This is a genomic window from Nocardiopsis halophila DSM 44494, from assembly GCF_000341245.1.
Taxonomy (GTDB): Bacteria; Actinomycetota; Actinomycetes; order Streptosporangiales; family Streptosporangiaceae; genus Nocardiopsis_A; species Nocardiopsis_A halophila.
In genome coordinates, this window is record NZ_ANAD01000084.1 from 1 (window position 1) to 1477 (window position 1477).

At 67.8% G+C, this 1477-nt stretch carries 1 protein-coding gene; it reads left to right on the plus strand.

Features of this window, described 5'->3' with window-relative positions; all coding sequences use genetic code 11:
• Nucleotides 1–654 precede the first annotated feature (654 nt).
• Nucleotides 655–1477, plus strand: an 823-nt coding sequence (locus D450_RS33890) for a hypothetical protein (RefSeq protein WP_026128487.1), incomplete at its 3' end; no start/stop codon positions are given.

Sequence of the window (1477 nt, forward strand, 5' to 3'; positions counted from 1 at the left end):
CCTGGGCGGCACGGTGGCCGCGGCTGTGGCCGCGGTCGGCGGTGGAGGTGCGGCGATGTACTTCTCCCGCAAGAAGAAGGCCGCCGCATCCGAGACCGACGCCTGATCCGGGTGCGCAGCGCGTGCACGGCGAACGCTTCCTGAACGGCTGAACAGCCCGGAGGGGCGGTGGGGAACACCCCGCCGCCCCTTTTCTTTTCGGGAACCGGGTGTTTCGAGAATGGTTGGTTGGCCGTAACCGGACTCTGTGGATTTCCTTGTAAACCCCGTGCGGCGCCAGAAGCCCGCCTTACGCTAGGTGATATCACCCCGAGTGATCTCGGGTAATGTGCCTGCGGAAACTCTGACCCGCCATGTTGAGTGTTCACTGAAAGTGAAAACGGCAGTGAATGAGGCGATACATCCTGTGCTCTCAGAAACCTCTCCTGCCGATGTCCCCGGCGGCGCACCCATTGCTAGAGTCGCCCACGTTCCCATCCGCCTCCGCGGCGACGCGCCCGCTCACGCGTCTCGGAACGAGGGTCCGCATCCGCAGGACCTCGTACTCGCATGGATTCTCCGGCGTCCTTGTCCACCGGCGTACCGGATGCCGCGGCGGCGAACGATCCCCCTGACGACTTGGAGCGATCGACGTTGTCCCGTACCACCAGACGTATGACCGCCGGTTTCGCCGTCTTCGCCTTCGCGGCCCTGGGCGCGGGCCCCGCCCTGGCGGACGACGCCCCTGAGCTCAAGGACGGCACCGGCCTTGAGGCGGAGCAGGCACCGCAGACGCTGGACGCTCCGATCGAGGACATCGGCGGCATCGATGTCTCTTACACCTGCGCCAGCGGTGGCCAGGAGGGCGCGGCCACCTTCACCTGGTTCTTCACCGTCGTCCCCGAGGACACGGCGAAAACCGGGGACGTGATCGGCTATTCCGCTCTGTCCGATGACTACTCCTATTACGAAGTGCCCGGCGCGGGCAACGCCACTTCGCTGTCCGTCTCGTCCGTGTTCGGTCTGAGCGGGGGCGCGGCACCGTCCGACCAGGTGACGCTCAACAGCTCGTGGTCGGGCAACGCCGAGGACCCCTACGCCGTGGACGAGATCGCGAACTGGGACCTCAAAGGCATCTCCGGCGCCCTCGATGTGACCGAACCCGGTGATCTGGTCTTCACACCGGGAACCGTCACGACGACTCTGGTGCAGGAGGACGGCACCAGCACCACCACCACCTGCACCCCGAGCTCCACGCCGGAGGTCGCCTCGATCACCGTGACCGGGGACCCGGTCGGCGGGGACGACGGCGACGGCGGGGACAACCCCGGCGGCGGTGACGGCGACGGCGGGGACAACCCCGGCGGCGGTGACGGCGACGGCGGGGACAACCCCGGCGGTGGAGACGGCGACGGCGGCGACGGCCAGAACCCCGGTGGCGATGAGGGCGACAAGGGCGGTGACAAGGGTGATGACAAGCCCGCGCCCGGTGACGGCT